Source organism: Helicobacter rappini, from assembly GCF_900198625.1.
GTDB lineage: Bacteria > Campylobacterota > Campylobacteria > Campylobacterales > Helicobacteraceae > Helicobacter_A > Helicobacter_A rappini.
Genome location: NZ_FZPK01000024.1, coordinates 1 through 17874, shown reverse-complemented (window position 1 = coordinate 17874; position 17874 = coordinate 1). Strand labels below are relative to the sequence as shown.

Sequence of the window (17874 nt, the reverse complement as noted above, 5' to 3'; positions counted from 1 at the left end):
TTAGCCCTTAAAATAGCTAGGAGTTATCTTTTGCGATAATGACTAGCTATTTTAAGGGCTAAAACTTGTGAATGTATAATCAAGGCTGAATCTTTAGGTTAATAAAATATATCCACACTTCCCCCCGCCCCTATACTTACATTTATGCCAGTTTCACTCTCTTCTATATCCACAATGCTAAACTTCATTTCCCCAAACTGCCCATTTCCCCCTGCATTTCCCACGCCACCTTGTGCGGTTACATGAGATCCAAAGGAAGATGGCGTGCCTCTTGTTGTTGCATTATTTGCCCCTGTGCCACCTAAGACATTTACAAACACTCTTTTTACATTTTGTGGCTTAGTCCAAGTTGTTGTCTGTGTGAAATTTTCATGAGTTAAATCACTCATTAAAAAAGAAAATGTGCTTTTTAGCTGATTTATTGTCTGTTCTGTGAGTTCATTTATAGATTCTAAACTGCTTTCTTTTTGTGAATCTATGCTTTGTATATGCTCTTCTTTCTTCGTCTCTAGTTCTGTTTGAGAGTTTTGCAGGGCATTTGGGATTGTTGTATTTATGCCCTCTTGTATTAAATTTTGTGCTTCTTGTCCTTTATTTTGCAAGTTTAAAAGCCATGTCTCATACTCTTGCCTTACATTTTGATCAAGTGTGGTCGTGTTATTTTTGATTTGTTCTAATAGTCTTTGGGCTTCTGTGCGAATCTCTTGCATACCCTCTGTTTTAATCGCATTTAAGGCTTCTTGTGATTGTGTAGCAAAGCTGTTTAAATGCGTATTATGCTCTTGTATCATTGTATTGACATTGTTTTCTACTTGCTGTGTTTTTGTTTCTATCTCTTGGAGTTTAGAGTCTAGATTTGTATTTGCTTGTGTGGTGTTGTTTTCTATTTCTTGTATTTTTTCCTCACCTTTTTGAATGATAGATTCTAGGCTTTCTTCTAGCTTGGTTTGGAGTTGTGTCTCATGTGTGCTTGCCTCTTGTCGTATCTCATTTAGCCCATTTTCTTTTGCTTGTTCTAACTCGGCTTTTTTAGAATCTAGCGTATTTGTTATCTCTTGCTTTTTATTTTCTGCTTCTTGTATGAAGTTTTGCGTATGTGTTTCTAGTTCGGCTTTTTTCTCATCGCCTTTTGCTGTGATAGATTCTAAGCTTTTTTCGCTTAAATCTGTGATTGCTTGGAGGTATAACTCTTTTTTTGTATTACACTCAGTGGCTAGCTCATGCGCTTTATTTTCTAACTCTAAAAGCCCCTCTGTTTTCTTTGTATCTAGGGCTTGTAAAGATTCATCACGCAAGGCTGTCAGTCTTGCATTTACTTCAGTATCAAGGGCTTTTACTTCTTGGAGTCTATTGTTTGCAACAGAATTTATCTCATTGATTGTGTCTGTTTTTATTTGATTTGATTCTACTATGAAATCTTGGGCTTGTGTTTGGAGTTTGGCTAAAAGCTTATTAAAGGCTTCTTGTAATCCTGTGTAATTATCTTGCAAATCTCTTTCATACTCTTCTTTTTTTAGCATTAAGGCTGCAATGGCGTTATTTAACTCTGTATTTAAGAAATCTCGCATATCATTTAAAAGGCTTTCATTATTCTCTGTAAGCCTTTCAAACTCTTCTATGGCTTGTTCTAAATTCCCTATATTATGTTCTATAAGCTGTAATTTCTCATAGGTTTGTGTAACCTTTTGCATGGTGTTTTTTGTATCGGCTAAATCTAGCTGACAAGCATCATGCAGGGCTTCTATTTCATTACGCAGGGCAAGGGAAGTAGCGTTTGCATTATCTATTTCTTTTAAGGCTTGCATGATGTAGCTGTTTGCAAGTCTCACCATTTCGCTAAATCTCTTATTCATCGCTTCAATGTCAATCACTGCTATTTCAATGCTATTTTTATTATCTTTCAACAATTCTACATGATACAAATAAAAGTCATTTAAAATACGCATGATAGCAATGAGTTCAGTAATGCCCCTTAAACTCAAATCTGTTTTAATAATAAAGTTTGCATTCTGTGTGAGTGCATCTTGCATTGCTGTATAGACTTTTTCTAGCCTGTCTTTATCTGCTTGGGTTATGCTTTGTGGGGGATTTATGGGGTTTGCTAAGTCTGCTTTTTTATCTTTTACTTCTTGGGCGATCTCTTTATCCACTTCTTGCATGGCGTTATGTAATTGCTCTGTAATGCTTTGGGCTTGTGTAGATTCTGTTTGTGTGTCTTGTGTTTTAGAATCTAGTGCATTTGCTTCGCCCATCTTTTGGCTTTCATCTGGGCTAGAATCTGCTTGTGTGTTTTGTGTAACTTCTGCTATTGTTGTTCTTTGAAATTCTTGTGTGTCATTCATATTTAATCCTTTTTTAATTTTAAAAGCTTTCATCTCGTGGTAACAAATTAATGATTTACCCTTTTGTCATGTTGAGCCGCAAGGCGAAATATCTCTAGCTTTGCAAATAAAAAGATGTTTGGGCTTTGATGACAAATCTGCCTGTTTGCTTTAACTGCAAACTAGAGACTTTAAAGCGTGAAGTATTTTGAGGCGATTTTAAGTGTTGTTGAAATTTTTGTGAAGGGAGTTACCTAATAGGTAATGACCGAACAAAAATTGATAACTCACTTAAAAGCGTCCAAAAGACAAACGACTACTTAAACAATTTTTCCCATACACTTTTACTTACTTCATGTATCAGGGCGCGTATTTGCTTATCATGCAGGGTTTGAAGTTGTTTTACTTTTTCAATCTCTAGCCTTAAATCTGCCAACATTTGCCCGTGCAATAAAAAGTCTGTTTGCAAATCGGCTATACAATTAGTATTTACTTCTTGTCTCTCTTTTAACTCTTGGGGGTTAAAATCTTTAGTTACTTTTTGCAAACTTGTTTCTAGCTTTTGGATTCTAAATGCAACTTTAGACAAAGGATCTGCAATATCAATAATAGGCTTTGCCCTATCGAGTAAATCACTATGCAAACCCTCTTTTATCTTTAGGTTATAAATATCACCTGCGTTTTTATCTGCAATACCTTCGGTTTTATTAATCTTAGAGAGTAGGTATTGACTATTTTCTGCATGTTCTTTTAAGGTTTTCTGCAACGAAAATGTAAAATCTTGCAAACCCTTAATCTCTTGTATAAGTGTATTCACCACTTCGCCTAAATTGCCCTCGCTTTTTTGTTGCTCTTTTAGCTCTTGTATTTCTTTTGTGAGATTTGTTACAATTTCTTGTAATTCTTTTATTTGTAATTGCTGAATGTCTTTATCTTGCGGTGTTTTACGCCTTAGTGCCATTTGTTATCCTTTTTTAATTTCTTAAAGCTTTTATCGTAAAAACATTAAAAGCCTACCATCAATCTTGGAAAGCTGGTTTATCTGCCTTTTAGGCTGCCTTGCTTTTTAGCTTTATCGCCTTGCATGTAACTAAACTAGATTCTAAGATTTGCATTATGGCTTTAAGGGCTTTTTTGAAAAAATAGCTAGGAGTTACCTTTGTTGGTAATGACTAGCTTATTTTTTCAAAAATCGCTTAAATGTATAATCGAAGCTGAATCTTTAATAACTAGTTACTTATTCTTTAGAATAAAACAACCCAATCGTTGCAAAATCCTGCCCGCTATACTTTAATAACCCGTTATCATCTTCCCCAAATCTAGCTTTAGCAATCGCCATAACTCTATCCATACCAACGGCGATTTTCCTTCCTGCATCTTTTTGTTCTACATACATTCTAGGGCTTAAATTCCCTGCGATTAACAATGCACTTGCCCCAATTAAAAAGCCTATTGATACCGGCTGTGCGTCTGCATAATCACTAGGCTTTACAATCTTATTATGTGTGTTATCTTTATTTAAAAAGCGTAAAAAGTCTTTATCTTTGACTTCACTATTACATAATCCCGCTGCTGCTTCACTCCATACGCCAAAGTCTAATACCGGACAGCCATCAATCATACCTACTAATCCCATAAAAAGATTATTGCTAGGTCCTCTCTCCCCTGCGTATTTTTGCATATCTCGCCATTCTTCATCATTCTTTAACTGCTGGATTCCATAGCTATCAAGCATGATAATATAAGAATAGTGCATTGTGCTTATACCGCCATTACTCATGCTTTGTGCGCGGATTGGTTTAAGTGGGAAAATCTCTCTATTTTTATAATCAATGCCAGTCCTTGCTAGAAAAATCGCCCTGCGGATTGCTTTAACGCTGATTGTATCGCCCTTTTGTATCTTTTTACTTGCATTTTTGACACTTGTCTCAGCTGTGGTGTCTTTGTAGCCATTTGTGGCATCAGCTACTACGCAGTTTGTTAAATCATTTGTTAAAGCGGCTATAAATTGCTTATCTCTTGTATCCATCATCCATGTGGCAAGGCTATCTTTTGCTTCTTTTTCAAAGTCAATAAACTGCATTTCACTATAATGAAATACTGGGCTTAATAAACCATTACCGCTAATTTTTGGGTAAATTGTCTGATTTAGGATTTCCATTTCATCATAATTTGTTTGAAATTCCTCATTATCTTGGACTCCTGTGCCGGTCAATCTTGCTTTAAGTCGTGGGCGGAATGGCTGTTTATTTGCGATTTGATAACTTCTTATGCCTCTGTCGCTTCCCTGCCCTACAAGTGGTTCAAAAGGGCTTTTAATCCAACTCATAGACTCTATTTCTTTGCCGATTTCAATGCCTATGTTAGGGTTATTTATAATATCTGTTAGAGTGTAACTCATTGTCTTAGCTCCTGTGTTGTGAGTATTTGTTTTGTATATTAGTTTGTTTTTGTGTTCATTTAAAGGGGGGGATATTTTGTTTTTTATTTTTTCTTTTTTAAAGCTTTCATTTTGGTTATACATTTCGCAAATTTTCTAAATTTTGACTAGTCATTATCGCTTAGATAACTCCTAGCCAAAATTTAGAAAAAATTACAAAAGCTATAACGCAATCTTAAAAAGCTGGTTTTGTCTTTTGCATGGTTTTAGGGCTTTGTTGCGTTTATGTGGTTTCTTTGCTTTGTGGTGTTATTTTATGTTGTGTAAAAACATGTTAAAAACAAAGCCTCCTTTCTGGCTCTTGCTAGAAAAGAGAAAATTGCCGCTTAAGTTCGTAGCTTAAGCGGCAGTAAAATTATACTTCAAATCTACAAATAAAGCTTCTTTAGCAAAACAGAGACTAACAAAACTTATAACATTCCATTTTGTATTAAATTATCTAAATTCTTATCTGTTGTATTTTGTGGTAAGCCATGATTCTTTCCATCGATTGCAAGTTGTGTAACAAGTTTGCCTATTTCTTTTTGTAGAAAATCTTTATCGACTTTGTGTTTGAGTGTAACTCTGTGTGTGATAAGTAGGCGATAATATGTTACCCATTCACTTTCCCAGCCGTTTTCCCCACCGCCTGTGAATGTTTCCACTTCATAAGGATGAATGCTAAACTCCCCTGTTGCAATGCTATCTACATAAAAGTATTGTGTTTTTATTGTGTGTCTAAACCCTTCGCCATCATAACTTGCAATAAATATTTTATGATTGCTATCGCTAAATACATAATCCCCTTTTTGAAACGCATATTTTTTTAGGGTTAAATCTGTCCTACTTAAATCAACCTGCCTTAAATAAAATCTTTTATTTGCATTCTCTTCTTTACTCTCAAATTCCTTTTTCTTTATCTCTCTTTGTTTTGTGTAGTTTTCTATAATCTTTTTTGCTTCTTCTTCACTTGGAGGGTTTCTTTTGCCCTGTGTTTTTTCTTTGCAAATATGTGGGGAATAAAACCATGCCTCTTTACTCTCTGTTAATTCCACAAAACCAAACTTTAGCTTACTCTCCTCGCTTAATTGGCTGTATAGATTCATATAATCTCTATAATATCTGTCTATGCTTTCATCGATTAAATCAAGCTTTAAATAATGCGTGATTTTTGGCTGATAGCCCTCTTTGTATCTGTTTTGTGAATCTTTTAGCTGTTTATGTGCGATTTGGTTATTAAAGCGTTTTATGCTTGGATTTATTTCTTGCTCTTGCATATCTGTTGGGATATGTGCTTTTACTTCGCAAATATCGTTAAATTCTGGCAAAGCCTTATATCTTTTGCAATAATGCAAACTGCATAAAGCCAAAACGCCCCCTTTTACCACTTGTGCGACTGCTGCCTGATGTGCTAAATCTTTTGTAATATCTAAATCTTTTGCTTTTTCTAGCTTTATATTAAAACCCCTTTTACTATACTCATAGTCATAATGATTGCTGCCGGGCATTTCTTTACTCTGTCTGTTTCGCATAGTATCTAGAATCTCCACCAAATCTGTGTGGGTGCAGGGTTTAGGGTGCATTTTTATAGAATCTAGACTCTATACACTAAAAGATATTTCATTTTTCAAAAGATTACATAAGCAAAGCTCTTACCTACACTTGCAAAAATGACAAGATTCTAAAAGTTAGGATTCCAAAACCCCCAAATACTCTCTCACCCTCTTTTTAATAAAATCTTTAAGCCCTTGTGGCTCTAATACCACTACGCTTGGTATCCACTTTAGCACTAAAGGGGCAATCTCCATATAGCTTGTAATATGCAGGGTAATATCAAGGCTACCATCTTTATTTTCATCTAAATGCTGATTTGGCGAGATTTTCTTGCGTTTAAAATACTTTGCGACTTTAGAATCTACCCATAATCTCACCATAAAAGGCTTTGCTTCAGGCACAAACCACGCATTTAAGGCATTATCTAATCGCCCTAATACTTCTTCACTCACACTCTCACCCTGCCTTACTTCCTTTATGTCAATAATGTTATTGAGATAAAACTTTTTCATCACACTAGATTCTAATCCCAAAAGATACCACTCACCATTAAAGTTTAGAATCTTTAGTGGTAATACTTCTCTTTGCGTGTGGGTTTTAGTGTTATTTAGCTCTTGTAAAAACTTGAATTGAATTATCATATGCTCTTTTATAGCTTTTTGTAAAAGCAGAATAGATTCGGTATCAAGGGTGATTTCCTCTAAATTTGAGCGAGTGAAAAATATATCTGTGCTTTGTTTAGGTTGGCTTTTAGATTCTAGATTTTCAAGTAAGGAAAGCATTTGTGTTTTTGTAGCCCCACCCATACTATAAGCAAAGCTTTTTAGAAGCAAAAATGCCATAGATAACTCATCATTTTCTTTTGTTGTGTAGTGCCCGTGAAAATAGATTTTATCTTTCTTATAGCTATATTCTGCACCCATATTCTCTACATCTCGCCGCAATGTCCTAAGGCTAACGCTAAACTCTTTGGCTAATTCTTTCGCACATATCACTCCATTATTTTCGGGGTTGTGTAATGCGGTGTAGATTTTACTGATACGAGCCATTTTTGTTTCATAATCGTGCAGTGGCATTGTGAATCCTTTTGTTTTTCTGCTGATTATAAAGGATAAAAGTTAGGATTGACATAATGGCGTCAATGGGATTTTATCTTACAATGTTTAAAAATTTTGTATATACTTGTTGTATATATTTATTAGGGGTGAAATATGAAAGCAAAAGTATTTAAAAGTGGTAATTCACTTGCGATAAGATTACCAAAGGCATTGAATCTTACTAAGGATTGTGAGTTTAATATAAAACAAATAAATAACAACATTGTTTTAACACCAGCTAACTCAAATTGGGATAGTCTATTTTCAGCAATAGATAGCTTTAAGGGCGAAATAAAGCGAGATGAACTTATATTGCAGGATAGAGAATGGCAAAAGTAATGCTTGATACAAATATATGTATTTATATTATCAATAATAAACCGCAATATATTAAAGATAGATTTTTACAATACAGAATAGGTGATATTGCTATAAGCTCTATCAGTGTAGCCCAATTATACTTTGGTGTAGAAAAATCTCAATATAAAGAAGCAAATACAAATGCTCTTAATACATTCCTAACACACCTTAAAGTCATAGATTTCACACATAAAGAAGCGCTTGTATATGCAAAAATTAGAGCGGATTTAGAATGTAGAAAATCTCTCATAGGTGCTATGGATATGCTTATTTCAGCCGTAGCTCTTGCAAATGATTTAACACTCATTACAAACAACACAAAAGAGTTTCAAAGAGTCAAGAATCTAAAAATGGAAAATTGGGTGTGAATTATGTCATAAATACGCCCTATTTCTCTGCCCCTGCAATTTATAACCCTTGATAGCCCTTTATAATCCATCGTTTCAATTACTTTATATTACGCACCACTTCTATAAAAATACCTATTTTTGTCATAACGCTGTCAAAGCCCTGTGCTATAACTTCATCTGTCTTCATCACATCATAAAGGAGCGTTATGACTTTAAGCACACATTACACAAAAGACGCATTGGAATCTATCTTTGCTACCGCACAAAATGCCGAGTTTATGGGGATTATCTCTGCGTATAGGACTTATAAAATGATCAATGGAAAAAAGCAGGCCATAAGTGAGCAAGAGAACTTCTATCGACACAAGTTTTTAGGGCTAATGCTGAATGAAAGGGGTATTTCTTGTGTGAGCTTTTGCACGGTATCAAAGACATTATACAAGCAAGATAATAACTCAGCACAGGAGCAAAATACAGATTCTGGCTTACAAGGTGACACGGGCTCAAAATATGAGTGGTGTTTCTATCTTGTATGGGGTGAGAACACCGCAGATTGCATTGAGATTGGTAAGCTTGGCAGGGCGTGTGGCAATGCTTATTATCTCTCAAGTGGCGGAGTAATGCACGGCTTTGCTCCGCATAAACGCGGCATAGGGCTTAAGCCCTACATCGGCAAGAGACGCATAAGCCCACAAAGGGTGATAAATATGTTTCATCGGTGGTTTTTAGAGACAGAGGGGACAGAGCTTATTGGAATCCGCTTTTATCAAACTATGGAAAACAGCTCACTGCGGCGGCAGGCGCGCGGAAGCCTCGCGCGATTTCATAATATTTCTTATTTGTATTACGCCCTCCCAAGATTTGATAAGCAAAATCCACGCATAGATGCAGAGGAATATCTGCGATCAGATTCTATGATTACAGAGAGTATTACAAACAAAACTTTATCACCCTTTATGCTGAGATATATCTTTGAAGAAAGGAGTCTTATGTTTGTAGATAAAAGTAGCTATCAAAGCTCTGTGCTATAACTTCACTCATCAACACAACAAAGGAGAGAAAATGCAAATCACACAAGAAAATCTCTTTTCCTATATGCAAGCTTGGCTTAGAGAATGCGATATGAAGATTCTGGGCTATCACAATGACACTAAGGCACAAAAGACTAAAAAATGCTTTTGTGACTCCTTGCATTTGCTAGAGTTTTTAGACACATTTTCTTATGATTTAGTATATAACTCAAAAGAGTTTTTCCTAGCAGTCGCAAAGCAATCGCAGAGAGATTTGGGCGTCAATCAATGTGAGTTTGAAACACTTTTGCAAGATTCTATCTCTAGGCTTGAGAATCTTAGAATCTTAAGAGAAGCACGCATAAATTTCAAAACACAATATCGCATTCGTTGGCACACTGCCAACCCACTTATACCCGAGCCGCAATATGCACAAGCTACCCTAAATCTTGCAGAGATTTTACAAATCGCAAAAGAAGTGGTGCTAAAGCACTATACCAAATACAATGGCAGGCTAAGTATTGGGGGCGATATTTTGGAATATTATGTATTTTATAATGGCACTCGCTATGAGTTTGACACACAGGGCAATCTCAAGGACAACCCACAAGCTCAATTCGCACAAGGCGTAATATCTGTAACGCTAAGTGTTTAGTCTATGGCGACAAAATCAAGGGGAAAATATGGCAGATAAAGATAAGACAAAAGATTATCATCGTAAGCAAGATTTTATGAATCCGTATGATGAATATAATAGCGAAGTAACACATCGTTTTGATATAGCCACAAAGCAGTGGCTAACAAATGGGGACTTCTACCAAAACAAGGTGGCTGAATGCTTGATGAAAGCGGATATACAATGCGATGATACGCTTATAGCAGAGATTGAAAACTCATTATATTTTCGCTTCATTAGTTGGGAGTATATGTATGAAGAGATTGATGAGTATATTGAGATACTAAAGGCAGATAAGACACGCAAACAAACGCCGCAAGTGTGATACAATACGCAACTATATTTAGTAAGGAAGTGTAATGACAGATGAAAATTTAGTGCTACTTTTAGAGAGATTTAGGGAATTTACTATCGATATTGAAGCGCGAAAAAAGCGAGGGCAAAATGACTTTAATCCCTTGCTTTATTTGTTTTTTTTTTTTTGATTATAATACGCACACACATATTACATTTTAAGGAGAAACAATATGAATGGGCTTAAGAATTTGCGTGATTTATTCAATAAGAAGTTTTATCGCATACCCGATTATCAACGAGGCTATGCTTGGGGTAAAAATCAATTGGAAGATTTTTGGGAGGATTTAGAAACCTCAAAAGGCTCTAAACACTACACGGGCGTGTTAAGCATTGAATTGGTGTCAGATGATGAAAAAAGAAAATCTCAATGGATAGAAGATAGGGTGGCACGAGAAAAAGATGCTTACTATGTCGTGGATGGGCAACAACGGCTTACTACAAGTATCATACTTATACAAGTATTGTTAGAATCCGTTCAAGATAAAGAGTGGTTTGCGGGAGAAGAGCTTGAAGAATTGCGTAAGCAGTATATTGGTAGCAAAACGGAGGACGAAACGAAATATTATTACTTTGGCTATATGCGAGATAATCCAAGCTTTGAATGTCTTAAGACGCAGATTTTTGGCGATGATTCTAGCACGAATCGTGGCACAGATAGTATCTACACAAGAAATCTTAAAAATGCAAAAGAATTCTTTGAGAAGAAAATTGCTGAAGCGACAAAGGAATATAAAGAAGAGTTGTTTAAAACATTAACGCAGAATTTTATGTTTAATGTTTATGAGATTGCTAATGATTTTGATGTATTTGTAGCATTTGAAACAATGAATAATCGCGGTAAGCCACTCTCTACCCTAGAGCTTTTAAAAAATCGTCTCATTTATCTCAGCACAAGAATCCCAGATTCTAATCAGTTGAGAGAAGATATTAATAATTATTGGGGACAAATCTATGAAATGTTAGGCAAAAATCCAAATAAACCTTTGAATGATGATGATTTTTTGAAACAACATTGGATTATGTATTTTACATACAATCGCAAGACGAATAATCCGCATAGAGAATTTTTGCTTAATGAAAAATTTACACTCAAAAACCTTTTACAATCTAATGATACGGAAAAATGCAATAGAGAAGAGATAGAGAAATATATTAAAAGCCTCGCAGAATCTGCAAAGCATTATTACTTTATCCACAATATTGAAGAGGGTGATACAGACTATGAAAGAAATAATCTTGGCAATAATGAAGAAATTAAAAATTGGTTAAAGAAAATCTCTCGTTTAGGTTTTGGCTCATTTCAACCGCTTATTCTAGCTATTTTACATAAAAGAAAAGAATATAATATAAGCGATGAAGAAATAATTAAGGCTTTGAAAGAAATTGAGCGGTGTCTTTTTCTTGTTTTTGGGCTTTCACCACGTCAAGCCTCGCTCGAAAGCCCTAGTATATATAACTTTTCAAGATGGTTTTATTATCAAGAAATCACTTTGGATTCTATAATCGATTCTGTGTATGAAATTTGTCGCCATAATTTTGATTTCATAAAATTTTATAATCACATAAATGATAATTTCAAAAAACACGATGATAAGGGATTTTTTAGTTGGAGTAGATTGCGATATTTTCTCTTTGAATATGAAGAAAGTCTAATCCCAAAAACTCAAGGTAGAAAAATTGAGTGGAAAATCTTTATCAAACCAAACCAAAAAGAACACGAGACAATAGAGCATATCCTGCCCCAAACTCCAAATGCAGAGTGGCAAAAAATGCTCAATAGCACAAGTGGCATAAAAGGCAAACAAGAGAGAGTAAGAAATCAAAATATCAAAAAATTAACACACGCATTAGGTAATCTTGTGCCGCTCTCTCGTGCTAAAAACTCAAGTCTTCTCAATAATCCATTTGAAAATAAAAAAGAAAAGTTTTCTAATGGTTCATATGCAGAAATAGAAATCTCTAAAGAAAAACAATGGGGAAAAGCAGAAATTGAAAAACGGACGGAAAAATTGTTAGACTTTTTATTTGCTCGTTGGGGGATTGATGAGATATTGGAATATTGGGATAAAAATGATGCTGCGGATTGGGCAAAAGAACAAAGAGAATACAAGAAAAAACTATGTTTTAGAATCTCTTAAAGCTCATCAATTAACCACATTTGAGATTCTGTGCTGTGTTTCTTGTAATATTCACACAGAATCTCAAGCAATATAACTACACATTACTATTTTTTAATCTCTCCGTATTTTTCTACTTTTTTCACTTTTTATCATAATGCTGTCAAAGCTCTTTGCTATAACTTCACTCATCAAAGTGATACTTCACTTTGAAATACACACAAGGAGCGATTATGGCAACACAAGCACAAAGAGAAAATAGGGCTGTAAGCAAATATAAAGCAAAAAGACTAAGAGCAATAAAGAAAATAGAAGGCACACTTATAGATTCTAACAAAGAAGTCCTGCAAAAGCTCTTACCCTTTAAGCCCATAGCCAACGATAAAGACTATGAGAGAAAGCTTTTTGTTGCACATCTTTTAGCCCTTTTTCCACATACAGCGGATTTTGATGAGTGTTTTAAACTTTTTAGAAAGCATTTTAATGCAAATTTAGCTGATTTTAGTGATGAATCTATGGTAGCAGAGTTTATCACACCCTATCTTTTAGCACATTTTCATATATTAAAGCCCAAGCTATTTGTGCGTAAGAATCTAGCCCTTTTACAAGAGTGCTTTGGGCTAAGTGAGCTTGAGACAAATATCTTATATGTCATCGGCTTGTTTGATAAGATGAGCAGATACTATGATGATAAGCTTGATTATTTTGAGTTTTGTTTGCTTTTAGCAAGTGTATTAAAGACAAACCACACAAAGATTCAAAAGCTACTTATGGCAGATATGCCACTGAGAAAGTTTGGTTTTATTGATGAAAATCTTAAATATGGTAATTTTGAATTAGAGGGCTTAGCCGAAAAACTTATGGTAGAGCCTCTTAGCAAACAAGAGATGATGAAATCCATTGCTAGAATCTACCCCAAAAGCACATTAAAGAGAGCTGACTTCAACTATATGCAAAGAGATTTAGATATGCTTTTAGATTATTGTAAAAATACGAAAAATCCTAGCATTTTTCTCTATGGCAGGGCAGGTGTGGGTAAGAATGAAATCGCAGCTCTTATAGCAAAAGAGTTAGATAAAGACTTATGGGAGATTCACAATATTGATACACAAGGCATAATGAGAGAGGATAGACTCGAGCAGTTTATAAGGGCTCAATCTATGCTAAATGCTGATAAATCTGTGATTTTGCTTGATGAGTGCGAAGAGTTTTTCCCCAGCTTGTATCCCAAATACAATGAAGACAAAGCAAGTAAAAACACACTCAATAAAATGCTAGAATCTGTGAAAATCCCAAGCATTTTTCTAAGCAATAGTGCGGATATTGACCCAGCGTTTTTGCGGAGATTTGACATTGTGCTTGAAATCCACGCTCCAACAAAAGAGAAAAAAGAAGAGTTAATACAAAAGTCTTTGAAATCTCAAAAGATAAAGCTAGATTCTAAAATCATTAGTCAAATAAGTGAATCTAGCCTTTCACAAGGCGTGCTTTTGTCAGCGTGTAAAGTAGCTAAAACTCTAGCTAAACATAAATTATCCACACAAAGCCCAAAAGAGCGACAAAAAAGCATTAAAGAAAGCCTTATCCAAGTGCTAAATGAGCATTTAAAACTGCAGGGAGAAAAGCTCATTTCTATTAATGTGAAAAAAGAGCAGAATCTGCCCTATGATATGAGCTTAATTAACGCAAGTGTGGATATGAAAAGCTTATGTGAAAAAATCAAAAATGTATGTGGGACAAAAGATTCTAAAGATTTTGCAACCACAGATTCTACACAAGGCATTAGAATCTTAGCTTATGGAATGGCTGGAAGTGGCAAAAGTGAGTTTGCCAAAGCCTTAGCAAAAGAGCTAGATAAACCTATAATGTTAAAAAAGGCGAGTGATTTACTCTCTATGTGGCTAGGAAAGAGTGAGCAAAATATCGCAAAAGCTTTTAGTGAGGCAGAACAAAAAGGAGCAATACTTGTGCTTGATGAAGTAGATAGCTTTTTACAAGATAGAAGCGGGGCATATCATAGTTGGGAAGTTACTCAAGTGAATGAAATGCTTACACAAATGGAGAGTTTTTCTGGAATCTTTATCGCCACAACAAACTTTATGACGAATTTAGATAAAGCAAGTATCAGGCGATTTGATATAAAAGTAGAGTTTAAACCACTAGATTCTGCTAGATTCATAAAAGCCTTTGGATTATATGCTAGATATTTAGGGCTTAGTGATTATGTAGCCTTTTTAGAATCTAGCTTTGCTAAAAAAGAGATAGCAAAGCTAGATAATATTTGCTTTGGGGATTTTGCCTTACTTGCTAGAAGTGCTAGATTTGAAGCAATTACTTCTTCACAACAATTACTAGAGAAATTACAAGAAGAATCTAGACTTAAAGATACACATACAAATAATAGAAAAATGGGGTTTTAGAGTCCCAGCCTTATAGAGTAGGTGCAAGATTTAGGGTGCATTAATAGGCTTTTAGAGTCTTTAAATGAGTTGTGATACAATATAAATTTATAAGGAAGTGTAATGACAGATGAAAATTTAGGGCTACTTTTAGAAAGATTTAGGGAATTTACTATCGATATTGAAGCGCGAAAAAAGCGAGGACAAAATGACTTTAATCCCTTGCTTTGCGTGCAAAAGCTAGATGATGAAGCAAATATGCACAGCGGCTTTTTATACGCCCTGCTTAATCCTTGTGGGGAGCATTATCAAGATGATTTATTTCTAAAACTCTTTTTAGATTCTATTAGCTTAAAAAAGTGGTTTGGCAATACAAGTAATGCGGAAGTGTATAAAGAGTATAAAAATATTGATATTTATATCACAAATAATAATAAGCATATTATTATAGAAAATAAGATTTGGGCTAGAGACCAAGACAGACAGATTGAGCGATATATTGAGACAATAGCTAAAGAACAAAGCAAAGATTTTAGTGATATAGAATCTAATGAACTAGAATCTAGTGAAAATGAAACACAGCAAGAGCAAAGCCAACCTTATGAAAATATTATTGTGCTATATCTCACACCAGATGCTAAAAATCCTACGCAGCAAAGTCTAGGCAAATGGAAAATACAAGGGGATTCTCTTGTAAATGAAAATAATAAAGTGCGATTTAAAGCAATCTCGTATAACAATGAAATGATAGATTGGTTAGATTCTGCCCTAAATGAAGCAGGCGGGATAAGCAATCTAAGAATGGCGATAGAGTGCTACACTGATGTAGTAAAAAGACTAACAGGACAAAAGGAGAATACAATGGATTTACAAGCATTTTTTAATAAAAAGGGCAACGAGCAGTTTTTAGAGATAGCCTTAGAATTAGTAGCTAGGCGAGATGAAGTGCTACACGCACATTTTAGTGCGATTGCAAGGGAGATTGAAAGTAAATATAAAAAAGATTATGAAATAAATGATTTGGGTAATGGAAAAGGCATCACTTTGCTACATAGTAAGTTTGATGAAATAAAGAATTTTTGTTTTTATATAGCAGCAGAAATTACTGACAAGGAGAAAATATCACTTAACATTTATTTATGTAATTCAAAATCTAACACGGAACAAAGAAAAAGCATTATTAAAAAGATAAAAGAAGTCTTGAATGTCAATGATGAAGCTTTCAACCCATACAGATTTCAATACAACAAATACGATTTGACATTAAAAGAATTTGAAGAAATTGATTTAAAAGACTTCACACAAGAAAAATTTATAAACTTTTTTGAAAGTATGAGAGAGCAAGTTTATAGCTTTAATCAAAAGATTAAAGATGATTTAGCAAAAGGACAAGATTCAAAACTTGCTAAGTTTTTGCCTAGTGAAGATGATTAGAATCTTTATCATAACGCTGACAAAGATCTGTGTTATAACTTCATTATCAACACATTAAAGGGCATAATACAAAACATTCAGTTATCATTTAGCTAGATAATAGTTTTTAAACCCTTGTTGCGTTTTTTTTTTTTTGATTACAATACGCATTTGGATTTGTAGCGATTAAGCTTTACTACATTAAACCTTAAAGAAAGGAGAAAAGCGTGGAATATAAAGACTTTTTTGAAAAAGTAAGCGGCTTTTTAAAACAGGCAGAGATTCATAAAAGGCGTGGGAATAATGACTTTAATCCCTACCTTGAAATGTGGAGTGGAAGTAATGAAGTAAAACTTCATAGTGCGTTAATATGCGGATTTTTAAATCCATTAGGCAAACACTATCAAGGCGATGTGTTTTTAGAAGTATTTTTAGAATGCGTGGGGCTTAAAGAGTGGTTTGGCGATACAAGTAACGCAGAAGTGCATAAAGAGAGAAAACGCATTGATATTTATATCACTAATGGCAATAGGCATATTATTATAGAAAATAAGATTTGGGCAGATGACAAGCCGCAACAAATACAGCGATATATTGACAAAATCGTTAAAGAGCAAATCTTAGAATCTAGTTTAGAACCTAGCGATAGAGATTCTAATGATGATATGGAATCTAGTGAGCTAGAATCTAGCGAGAGTGAAACTACACAAGCAAATAAAGCTTATAAAAATATCTCTGTGCTCTACCTTGCCCCCTATAAACGAATGCCCTTAGAATATAGTCTAGGTGAATGGGAAATACAAGGGGATTATCTTGTAGATAAGCAGGGTAATCAAGTGAGATTTAAAGCTATCTCTTATAAAGATGAGATTCTAAAATGGATAAAAAAATCACAAGCAAAAGTTGGCTGTATTACACACCTAAATTCCGCACTATACTTCTATAAAGATGTCGTGCAAATCATTACAAATAAAAAGGAGAACACAATGAATATAGCGAAATTTTTGACAGACAATAAAGACAACAATATGCAGGAAAATATGGGGATAGTCTTTGAGATTCTAAAAAAGAGAGGATCTATTTTAGACAAGTATTACAATGAGGTTATGGGCAAATATAAAAAGGAAATAGAGAAAAATGGCTTTGAAATTGTTAAAGCAAATATTGATGATAAAAAAGACGAGTGGGGTTGGAGTGGTATCTGGTATCCATACACAATTAAACCTAAAGATTGTGGAGAAAATTATATTGGATTTGGCATACAATGTGATAAAAAACAATATATTAGCTCTAATCTTTGTGTGCGACTTTTTGGCAAATATACGGATTGCCAAAAATATCGCAATGAATACAATAAAATCACGGAATATTTAGGTATTGAAATGAATGGTTGGTGGCTTAAAGATAGGCATACAGATAAAATAGAAACGCTAGAAAATGAGCTAAAAAAGTTTTTAGATTCCATTGGTGAGATTAAAGCCTTGAATGAAAAACTTAAAGACTATCAAGGATAATAACACAACTAACACAAAATAAGTTTCTAATCTTATTTTGTGAGCCACACAATCCACAAAAATTCTAAAAAATTTCACTCCTTTGTCATAACGCTGTCAAGAGATTATGTTAATATGACAAAGTTTGTATGCGAAATAGCATTAAAGTTTCTCTTTGGTTTTTACAAACAAATCTCTACAAAAGGACTACTATGAATCTCTCAAAATCTCGCTTTATTAAAGGTATGCAATGTCAAAAGCTGCTATGGCTTTTAACTCATAAAAAAGAAGCCGTTCCTACAAACCTA

At 34.4% G+C, this 17874-nt stretch carries 15 protein-coding genes; 10 read left to right on the top strand and 5 right to left on the bottom strand.

The window, feature by feature from the left end; all coding sequences use genetic code 11:
- Positions 1–98: 98 nt before the first annotated feature.
- The 5 genes from C6H17_RS06320 to C6H17_RS06300 all read right to left on the bottom strand — a co-directional run bounded on the left by C6H17_RS06320 (position 99) and on the right by C6H17_RS06300 (position 7370).
- Entirely contained in the window at positions 99–2342 is a 2244-nt protein-coding gene (locus C6H17_RS06320) for a hypothetical protein (RefSeq protein WP_104731380.1), read from the bottom strand.
- A gap of 295 nt (positions 2343–2637) precedes the next feature.
- On the bottom strand, positions 2638–3282 hold the full coding sequence (locus tag C6H17_RS06315; protein WP_005219797.1) for a hypothetical protein: 645 nt from the start codon (positions 3280–3282) through the stop codon (positions 2638–2640).
- A gap of 276 nt (positions 3283–3558) precedes the next feature.
- A complete protein-coding gene (locus C6H17_RS06310; RefSeq protein ID WP_005219796.1) occupies positions 3559–4722 on the bottom strand; it encodes a DUF4043 family protein in 1164 nt (387 codons plus the stop codon).
- A 449-nt stretch (positions 4723–5171) separates the two neighbouring features.
- The gene (locus C6H17_RS06305) at positions 5172–6323 is read right to left on the bottom strand and encodes a hypothetical protein (RefSeq protein ID WP_005219795.1); all 1152 of its coding nucleotides are present in this window, start codon (positions 6321–6323) and stop codon (positions 5172–5174) included.
- A 105-nt stretch (positions 6324–6428) separates the two neighbouring features.
- Positions 6429–7370, bottom strand: a complete 942-nt coding sequence (locus C6H17_RS06300) for a helix-turn-helix transcriptional regulator (RefSeq protein ID WP_020995974.1) — start codon at positions 7368–7370, stop codon at positions 6429–6431.
- Positions 7371–7505: 135 nt separating this feature from the next.
- Between C6H17_RS06300 and C6H17_RS06295 the strand changes: the two genes are divergently transcribed.
- The 10 genes from C6H17_RS06295 (at position 7506) to C6H17_RS06245 (ending at position 17587) form a co-directional block, all read left to right on the top strand.
- Complete coding sequence (locus C6H17_RS06295; protein ID WP_002957229.1) at positions 7506–7730, top strand: antitoxin; 225 nt, start codon at positions 7506–7508, stop codon at positions 7728–7730.
- Positions 7718–8119 carry a type II toxin-antitoxin system tRNA(fMet)-specific endonuclease VapC gene (gene vapC / locus C6H17_RS06290; RefSeq protein WP_005219793.1) on the top strand — a complete coding sequence of 134 codons (402 nt, stop codon included), beginning with the start codon at positions 7718–7720 and terminating at the stop codon, positions 8117–8119. Before C6H17_RS06295 ends, vapC begins: the two co-directional genes overlap by 13 nt.
- Positions 8120–8307: 188 nt before the next feature.
- On the top strand, positions 8308–9132 hold the full coding sequence (locus C6H17_RS06285; RefSeq protein WP_005219792.1) for a hypothetical protein: 825 nt from the start codon (positions 8308–8310) through the stop codon (positions 9130–9132).
- 31 nt (positions 9133–9163) lie between these two features.
- On the top strand, positions 9164–9766 hold the full coding sequence (locus C6H17_RS12905) for a hypothetical protein (RefSeq protein ID WP_005219791.1): 603 nt from the start codon (positions 9164–9166) through the stop codon (positions 9764–9766).
- A 28-nt stretch (positions 9767–9794) separates the two neighbouring features.
- Positions 9795–10112 (top strand): hypothetical protein, encoded by a 318-nt coding sequence (locus C6H17_RS06270; RefSeq protein ID WP_020995973.1) that lies wholly within the window; start codon positions 9795–9797, stop codon positions 10110–10112.
- Between the two features lie 34 nt (positions 10113–10146).
- Positions 10147–10272, top strand: a complete 126-nt coding sequence (locus C6H17_RS13285; protein ID WP_020995972.1) for a hypothetical protein — start codon at positions 10147–10149, stop codon at positions 10270–10272.
- A 42-nt stretch (positions 10273–10314) separates the two neighbouring features.
- Positions 10315–12282: a DUF262 domain-containing protein gene (locus C6H17_RS06260; RefSeq protein ID WP_104731379.1), complete on the top strand. Its 1968-nt coding sequence runs from the start codon at positions 10315–10317 to the stop codon at positions 12280–12282.
- Positions 12283–12494: 212 nt separating this feature from the next.
- Positions 12495–14681 carry an AAA family ATPase gene (locus C6H17_RS06255; protein ID WP_005219788.1) on the top strand — a complete coding sequence of 729 codons (2187 nt, stop codon included), beginning with the start codon at positions 12495–12497 and terminating at the stop codon, positions 14679–14681.
- A 102-nt stretch (positions 14682–14783) separates the two neighbouring features.
- Entirely contained in the window at positions 14784–16094 is a 1311-nt protein-coding gene (locus C6H17_RS06250; RefSeq protein ID WP_020995971.1) for a PD-(D/E)XK nuclease family protein, read from the top strand.
- 206 nt (positions 16095–16300) lie between these two features.
- Positions 16301–17587, top strand: coding sequence for a PD-(D/E)XK nuclease family protein (locus tag C6H17_RS06245; RefSeq protein ID WP_005219786.1), 1287 nt, complete (start codon positions 16301–16303; stop codon positions 17585–17587).
- The last annotated feature ends 287 nt before the right edge of the window (positions 17588–17874 follow it).